Annotated in this window: 8 protein-coding genes; 4 read left to right on the forward strand and 4 right to left on the reverse strand. The window is 37.5% G+C overall.

The features are described 5' to 3' along the window. On the reverse strand, positions 1–676 hold a 676-nt coding region (locus tag AC1DND_RS19190), incomplete at its 3' end, for a S41 family peptidase (RefSeq protein ID WP_477584045.1). Between the two features lie 3 nt (positions 677–679). Then, positions 680–1,117, reverse strand: coding sequence for a MarR family winged helix-turn-helix transcriptional regulator (locus AC1DND_RS19195; protein ID WP_477584047.1), 438 nt, complete (start codon positions 1,115–1,117; stop codon positions 680–682). Between the two features lie 570 nt (positions 1,118–1,687). Between AC1DND_RS19195 and AC1DND_RS19200 the strand changes: the two genes are divergently transcribed. The 4 genes from AC1DND_RS19200 (at position 1,688) to AC1DND_RS19215 (ending at position 4,174) form a co-directional block, all read left to right on the forward strand. Further along, positions 1,688–2,017: a hypothetical protein gene (locus AC1DND_RS19200; protein WP_057935027.1), complete on the forward strand. Its 330-nt coding sequence runs from the start codon at positions 1,688–1,690 to the stop codon at positions 2,015–2,017. Between the two features lie 106 nt (positions 2,018–2,123). Continuing rightward, the gene (locus AC1DND_RS19205) at positions 2,124–2,303 is read left to right on the forward strand and encodes a hypothetical protein (RefSeq protein ID WP_057935026.1); all 180 of its coding nucleotides are present in this window, start codon (positions 2,124–2,126) and stop codon (positions 2,301–2,303) included. A gap of 737 nt (positions 2,304–3,040) precedes the next feature. Continuing rightward, a complete protein-coding gene (locus AC1DND_RS19210; RefSeq protein ID WP_157258303.1) occupies positions 3,041–3,691 on the forward strand; it encodes a hypothetical protein in 651 nt (216 codons plus the stop codon). Positions 3,692–4,006: 315 nt separating this feature from the next. Then, positions 4,007–4,174, forward strand: a complete 168-nt coding sequence (locus tag AC1DND_RS19215; RefSeq protein ID WP_157258301.1) for a hypothetical protein — start codon at positions 4,007–4,009, stop codon at positions 4,172–4,174. Positions 4,175–4,316: 142 nt separating this feature from the next. Here the strand turns inward: AC1DND_RS19215 and AC1DND_RS19220 are convergent, their stop codons facing one another. Then, positions 4,317–6,521, reverse strand: coding sequence for an outer membrane beta-barrel protein (locus tag AC1DND_RS19220; RefSeq protein WP_477584051.1), 2,205 nt, complete (start codon positions 6,519–6,521; stop codon positions 4,317–4,319). 151 nt (positions 6,522–6,672) lie between these two features. Continuing rightward, positions 6,673–7,539 (reverse strand): twin-arginine translocase subunit TatC, encoded by an 867-nt coding sequence (gene tatC, locus AC1DND_RS19225; RefSeq protein WP_477584053.1) that lies wholly within the window; start codon positions 7,537–7,539, stop codon positions 6,673–6,675. Between the last annotated feature and the right edge of the window lie 217 nt (positions 7,540–7,756).

A 7,756-nucleotide genomic window follows, 5' to 3' on the forward strand; every position in this document is an offset into this window, starting at 1 on the left:
ATACAGGTTTATCTAAATACTTTTTGCCATTTACTTTTTTATAGGTGTACTTCTCTTCGGTTTTATTATTATATCTGGTGTAAATCTCACTCAATTTAATTCTTTCATTAAAAAAATAACTTAAAAATAGCCTTACCATTTTGCCATCACCGCCCCGGTTGTTCCTTAAATCTATAATCAAAGCATTTGTATTTGAAACAAAATTCATTGTAGCATCTAAAATTTGTTGAGCAGATTTATTTCCTTCGGGAAATCCGGTATATTCAATATAACCGATATTTCCGTCTAATCTCATCACTTTATCAAAACCATAATTCCACTGTTTGTTAATAGCATCGTATTTTTTTAGCAATTCCTTTTCATTGACTGCTTTTTCTTCCTCTTTACCCGGACGGTATAATAAATTGAAATGCAGATCATTACCGTTTCTTGTTAAATATTTTGAAAGAGATTTTGCAAATTCTGCATCAGAAAGATTGTCAAAAGTTTTAAGATCTATTTCCGATTTTAATTTTTTAGAAAGTTGATTTGCAACATCTTCAAAAATGTAATATTTATTAATTTTATCTGCTATTTCCAATATTTGTTTATTACTTTCCGTAAAATCCTGGGCATTCGCTTTTGAGTTGAAGCAGATTACAACGTAGATTAACAATAGATTAAATACTTTTTTCATTTCTTAGATTTTACAATTAGTAATTATTTTATTTAATATTTTTTCGAGTAAATTAATCTCTTCCAACGACAAACCATTTAGTGCCGTTTCTCTATTCAGTTTTGCAATTGGGTTTATTAATTCTAGCGTTTTTTTTCCTTTTTCGGTTATTTCAAGATTAAATTTCCTTCTATCTCCTTTATGAATAGTTCTATTTAGATAATCTTTTTTAACCATTAATTCTATCATTCTCGTGATGGATGCATTATCCTTAAAAACAAGATTTGCCAATTCATTTTGAGAAATTTTGTCATTCTTGTTAAGGATTATTAAGACTAGGCATTGATCTACTGTAATATCTTTTACAATTTTTGAGATATTCCTTTGTGAAATTTTTCTATACTCCTTAATTGCTTGTTCAATCAAATAAAGTACTGTTGCTGTTGGGTTTTTGTTATTCATATCAATTATGTTGATGCAAACATAATTGATATATCAATATAAAGTATAAAAAAAATGATTTTTGTTTTTAAGAGCTTTTATGTTCGGTATTGAAAGTAGGCAGAAATTCCTGATTTTCAGATTCGCCATCATACATAATTCTTCACCAAAAGTGATGATGAACCAGTTTGAAGCGAAATGTGGCCTCACTTTAAAAACGGAACGAGTGGCCATTTTCCCTGAAATATCCAGGCTTAAAGGAAAGTATGAATTTCGTTGCCGAAGCCGGGGACTATGCTTTTACTTTGATAAAGTCTGCTCTTTTGGACAAGCAGGAACAAGTGGAAGAAAGTTCTTTATAGCAGGAAGATAAAACAGATGGTATTCAGGTAAATAGTCAACCTGAAATTAGAAAAACTGATCAATGTAAACTGCCTGGTTATTCCTTTTACAACTGTGTATAAAGCTGGTTATTGCCTTAAGACTGACTTTTGCGCACTATAAATTTGGTCTGAAAAAATATTTTGCCTGATTTTCAGTTGCTTATCCTAAAGCATTTGTCAATGTGCCTAATCTGTCTATTTTTGCCTGATGACCGTAACCGTACTGGCTATTTTAGAGACAGATTTTAAGCCTGAAAAAGCATTGGCCAAAGTAATGAACGACCGTTTGGTCCGGACCGCAAAGGAATTACAGGAAGCCCATTTCAAGCCTTTGTCAGGCAGGGGATTTTCAGACGATGATCTGGTTGTCTATATCAGCTATAACCCGAAATACAAAATCCGCTACCGTATCGTGAATGATGTACCTGCGGATATCGAGTATTTTGTTGCGGAATGCTGCGGCAGGCTGGGCTTTATCCTGTGGAGAGCCAATGCGATAGGGGTAAGCAGTGAAGCCGGGCATCTTGGTTTTCAATAGTTCTTTTTTTTGCTTTCCCGCTTAAATGTTTAGTTTTGGGGCTGGAACACGGTTTCCAAGGACAAAATAATTATATCCGGGCCCTTTGGCCCCTTAAAAAACAGTTATGGACAAATTCAAACAGGTACAGGAAGTAATCGCTTCAGTTGAGGCTGATGTGACGAAATTTTATGATGGTGGAAATGCAGCAGCCGGTACACGTGTACGTAAAGCAATGCAAGACCTTAAAAACCTTGCCCAAGAGATCAGGGCTGAGGTTACGGAGAAAAAGAACAGCGCAAAATAAACAGGAGACTGTTTTGGGAAATAAAGCCACTGGTATAGATCAGTGGCTTTTCGTTTGGCATACAGTCATTCAAATATATGTGCGTAGACCTGGGCAAGTGTCGAAGTTTTTTGTTTTATGCCCGGTTGTCTAATTTTGATAGCCGCTTTATATTTTTTTTGGCAACTGCCGGGCTATCCGCTCATACGCCTTCAGGCCTTAACCACAGGCCGGTATCCGCTGCTATCCCTGTTGCGAAGGACAAGATTCCTTTATTAAATTTAGGGTGGAATGAAAGGGTGTAGGACCTTTGGTTTTAATTATTTGTTTTTAAGGAAGTTAAAATCGTATTTGGCATTAGGTCGCCAAAAACTCACCTCTATTTTTCTTGCAAATTTTTTGTTTAAAAGGTATTAAATTATCATACATTTTAAAAGACGTTTTCAAAATCAGATTTTTTTTAATCAATATTATCTGCTCTAATCGTTTTCGTTTAAAAACATACATTGAATAGTTTATTAAATATATCACATGTTAAATTTTTGGTGCTCTTAACGAGATCTTTAACGAACTTTTTTGTTGATGATTTGAAGCGTAAATCAGAGTTGAAGATTTCAAAATAAGTCTCGCACCGTTTCTAATAGTCATTGATAAAAATATTTTAGAATGTTGATGCAACCTTCGATCAATTCTTGTCGTCTCTCCTATATAAACTAATTCAAATACACGTTACCAGCGTCAAACAAGCTTTAAAGAAGATGAAGAAATATACTTACTTGTTTATTATTGCCCTTTGTGTCCTTGGTAGTTCCTGCACAATGATGGTGAAAGGAATCGCCAAACTTTTGGTTAAAGACTATAATGATTATACCGATACTTATATTTCTGATATACAAATTGTGGATGCTGATGGAAGTAATCACTCATTTGGCAGCTTATACAGGGGAAAAACGGTCTATCTATATGTTTGGGGAAATAAGAAACTCTCAGTTCAGCAGGAAAAATCATACCGGTTGCTAAAGGAACGCTTTGCTAAATATTCCGACGTAATTTTTGCCAGTCTATATGTAGGTTCAGATACCTCATCAACCAATAAATTAGGTGCTGATGTTTCGTCTGCCAAATTCCATAAAATTTTGGCGATCGGCGATCCGGCACCGTTCATCATCGGGAAGGATGGAGCAATTTTGGCTTACAAAGGCCCCAAGCCAGATGATAAAATTATTGTGGATTATGTTCTTTATCAAGCCATGGAAGGGGAAAATGGAACTAAATCTGCCAAACGTTTTATTAGAGGAATAAATGGAAATAACCAGTTTAAATCTCCTAAACTGATTGAATGGTACACTAGCCACTTTGGCAAGGCCCCCGACCATAAACTTAATATGTCTCTGTCTTCCACAAATTAGGAGGCAATCAAGTTATGACCATTTGACCCGAAATGGGTAGGCTACTTTTGAGGTTCTTCGTTGCTTTTGGTGAAAATCTGTGGAGTTCAGTTCGAAGGTTTGATGATACGATTGATAATATCTGCCACCAAACGACAAGTAAATATACGACGAGTCATAATCACAATCAATATAGTGAAATTGAGGTTTTCAGTGATGAGTTTACTTCCGATAAGGAGATCAACGAATACCTTGTCTTTTAAAACAGGACAAAAGATCATAGTAAGGAAAAGATCATAGTAAGGACTTGTTAAGGGTGACAGGCTTACTGTAGAAATGCATGGCGTTGAGGCTCCGGTATACACCTATTTATTTAGCCTTTTCAATGCCAGCAGTTCTGCCGACCGGGCAGCTCCCGCCAATCTGGTAAGTAATGTCAGTGGTGGAGCACTTGGCTTTTTTAGTGCACATGTTGTAGAACTTGAGACAATTACAATTCCTTAAGCACCTAGCAATTAAGAGCGAAAGCCGGAGAACCGTTTAAACAAAGCCCTATGCCAACGGTTCTCTGCTAATCAGTATTTTTTCCTTTTTGTATTTTTTCTCAAATAGTTAGCTGCTTTTTTGGGAGACTACGGCCTTAAAACTATTTTCCCCCGCCAACATCGGGCAGCTGCGGCCCATTGTCTTCTTTCGAATCTTTTTTAAACTGTAGCTTGCCAAATTTATAGGATAATGTTAACCCAAAGGACCGTACAGGAACAAACCTAAGGCTTGTCTGATCGAAATTTGGGCCAAAGCTGGTCTGTCTCTGCGTGAGATTCCGGTTGAAAGGATTTACTCCTGTTAAACCGATACTCGCATTTTTGTTGAGAAACTGTTTTCTTATCGCGATACTATAGTTGAATACTGAGGGTCTTGTACTCCTTAAGTTTTTTTGTGATGAATTATAATTTCCAAAAACTTCTGCCAAAAGATTATTGCGAAGCTCATAACTTGCATTTAGGTTGGTTCTGTAGGCAAATGCACTAACACTTGCCAGGCCAGGCGATACATTGTCTCTGTTGCCTGCCTGTATGTTGGTGCGCAGGTTCAATTTTTTGGTTATAGGTACCGAAGCAAATAAACTCGCGCCAATGCTTGTCTGCGTGCCCAGATTGAATCTTTGGGTAAGTGAAACAGCAGAATAATCGATATCATTGATGGTCAATACGTCATAATAGGTGGTAAGCTGCTGCATATCATCGGTATTTCTCCTGAAATATCCAGCAAAATAAATGTTTGCTCCGTTTTTAAAGTTTTTGCTGTAACCCAATTCAAAGTTATTGCCGATTTCAGGCTTCAACAGGTAGGCCGAATATACATTCCTCTTATAATTAAAGCCATAGGTTTGGTTGGCATTGTTAATATACGATCCGTTTGTGGTTAAAGTATCCGTAACCACATTATTGTTCAGGTCGTCTATATTCATTTTTACTCCGCTTTCAATTGTGAGTTTTTTGCTTACAGGCAAAGTGTAGTTAACAGAAAGTTCGGTCTCATTTTCTTTACCAGGGTTCGAGCTCTGTAATCCGGTTGTTGGATAATTGCCGTTCAGGTAGGCAGAGGTTTGTGAAGTACGAACGGTGTTGTTTCCAAAACTCGAATTATAGAGAAAATCCAGTTCATGACCTCCTTTTTTGAAACTTTTTTTGTAGGCTAAACTAATATCGGTTGAGTTGGCGTTAAAATTACTGACCGAATTTCTGGTGCTCTGGATATTGGATAACAAAAGCCCAGATGAGGCAAGCAGGTATTGTTGGTTTTGGTTGGTAACCCCACTTCCGTTATTATTGAAATGATTGTAACCAAAGGTAGCTGTGACTTCATCCTTAGGTGTAATGCTCCAGTTCAGATTGATGCCAGTCTGGTAGCTCCCTCTTTTGGTAGGGTTGCTTCCGTCCTGAAAAAACCTGTTAATCGTATCTCTGGTATTATTATAGGAAAGGCGGTCAAGTGAACTTTTTGTAACCGTGTTGAACTGTTTGTTCCCACTAAAGAAAACACCAACACCAAAATTTCCTTTTTTTACATTCAGGTTTACCGATCCGTTTTCCAATCTTGTTCCGGCAGAAACATTGACACTTCCGTTCATGCCCTGGAATTTATTATCTTTTAATACGATATTGATGATCCCCCCTGTGCCACTGGCATCATATTTCGCACCCGGACTGGTAATCACTTCTACACTTTTGATCTGACTGGCGGGAATCGACTGCAGCGCATCAGCAAGGCTGGCACCAAAAATACTGGAGGGCTTGCCATTGATTAAAAAACGGACGCTTCCACTTCCCTGCAGTTCCACATTTCCATCGATATCAACACTTACCATCGGAACTTTTTTTAACACATCCAAAGCCACACCGTTCTGTGCGGTAAGATCGTTAGCGGTATTGTAAACGGTTTTGTCGATCTTGTTCTCTATAATGGGCGTTTTGGCTGTAACCGTTACAGATTGCAACTGATCTACCGTAGAAACCAATAAAGTAGTACCAAGATGAATATTGGATGATGTTGCACTGATGGTTACCGGATCGAAGATTTTTTCTTTGTAACCTATAAAATCTACAGCAACTTTATATACACCGTTTGCAAGACCAGAAACCGTAAAGTTTCCCTGAGCATTAGAACTGATGCCGTTGACCACAGTTTTTGTTCCTGTTTTGAAAATGGTGACGGTCGCAAAATCAATTGGCTCTTTTGTAGTGGCATCGATAACTGTTCCGGAAATTTTTCCCTTTCCGGGATTGGTTTGTGCAAATAAGGTATTAGATAAAGTTATAAGGAAAAGTACAGTTAAAAGGTATCGCATGAATATGAATTATAATATAACACAAATATCACCGTAGATTCTGTTGCAAAACTGAAGAATCCATTTTCTTGCTGAGCCAATATTCATTGTAATAGCATAATTACAGGTCCGCCAATAGTGAGACAGGTAAATACGAGGTTGGTAGTAATGCCTATCCCTGAGCCTGCATGTTTTTCCGTTCAACCCGTACCGCTACCATGATACTGATCTCATAAAGTATCATCAACGGCAAGAATACAATCAGCATGGTCTGTATATCAGGGGTAGGGGTAACTACCGCTGCAATAATCAACATGATTACAACCGCGTACCTTCTGGAACTTCGCATCAGTTTAGGTGTTAGCAGGCCCAATCCTGAAAGAATTAATACAACGATGGGCATTTCAAAAATAATTCCCGTTCCAAGAGTAAGGGTAACAATTGATGACAGATAGGAATCGATGGTGATCTGGTTTTCGATTACTTCGCTCACATGGAAGCCCACAAGAAAACGTATCGAGTAAGGAGCAATAATGTAGTAGCCAAACAAAATGCCCAGAAGAAAAAGCAGGGTAGCATAAAAAACAAAACCTCTTGCTGCTTTTCTCTCTCTTAAATGTAGGGCCGGTTTGATAAAGAGCCATAGCTCGAACAAAAGATAAGGAAAACCCAATATAATCCCGACAATAACCGATGAATTGAGCTGAAGATTGAACTGTCCGGYCATTTCGGTATTGATGATCTTGAAGCTGATCTCTTTAAGGCAATAGCTGGTACCTAAGTTAAAACGGTCACTGATCCAGCACATTATCCTGTAGGTTGGGAAATCAGCCTTTTTTGGGCCTAGGATTATCTTGTCGAAAACGAAATCATAATAACAAAAGGCCCAGATTGTTGTTAAAGCTATCACAAGGGCCGATCTGATCAGATGTTTACGGAGTACATCCAGGTGAGCAAAAAAAGACATTTCACCATGGTCACCGCTATCTTGATTTTTTGACCTAAGAAACCATTTACGAAGTTTATTACTTTCAGACATTGCTAAATAACCTGGACAAGTAACCAAATGCTTTTTGATAAAATGCGCCCATCAGCAAGAAAACGAGTATAACGAAGTAGTATTTGGTAAACATTTCACTGTAACGGCCACTAAGTTCAGAGAACAGGAACAGCATTAAAAACAGCTGGCATCAAAACAGGTTTATAACTTTTTTCTCATAAAAACTCACCATCCATCCAAGAACGGCAAATAAGGG

It is taken from the genome of Pedobacter sp. 01N416 (genome assembly GCF_056399685.1).

Excerpts from the sequence above, each read along its gene's own strand:
- AC1DND_RS19195 (WP_477584047.1), bottom strand. The coding sequence starts at position 1,117 with ATGAATAACAAAAACCCAACAGCAACAGTACTTTATTTGATTGAACAA.
- AC1DND_RS19200 (WP_057935027.1), top strand. The coding sequence starts at position 1,688 with ATGACCGTAACCGTACTGGCTATTTTAGAGACAGATTTTAAGCCTGAA.
- AC1DND_RS19205 (WP_057935026.1), top strand. The coding sequence starts at position 2,124 with ATGGACAAATTCAAACAGGTACAGGAAGTAATCGCTTCAGTTGAGGCT.
- AC1DND_RS19210 (WP_157258303.1), top strand. The coding sequence starts at position 3,041 with ATGAAGAAATATACTTACTTGTTTATTATTGCCCTTTGTGTCCTTGGT.
- AC1DND_RS19215 (WP_157258301.1), top strand. The coding sequence starts at position 4,007 with ATGCATGGCGTTGAGGCTCCGGTATACACCTATTTATTTAGCCTTTTC.
- AC1DND_RS19220 (WP_477584051.1), bottom strand. The coding sequence starts at position 6,521 with ATGCGATACCTTTTAACTGTACTTTTCCTTATAACTTTATCTAATACC.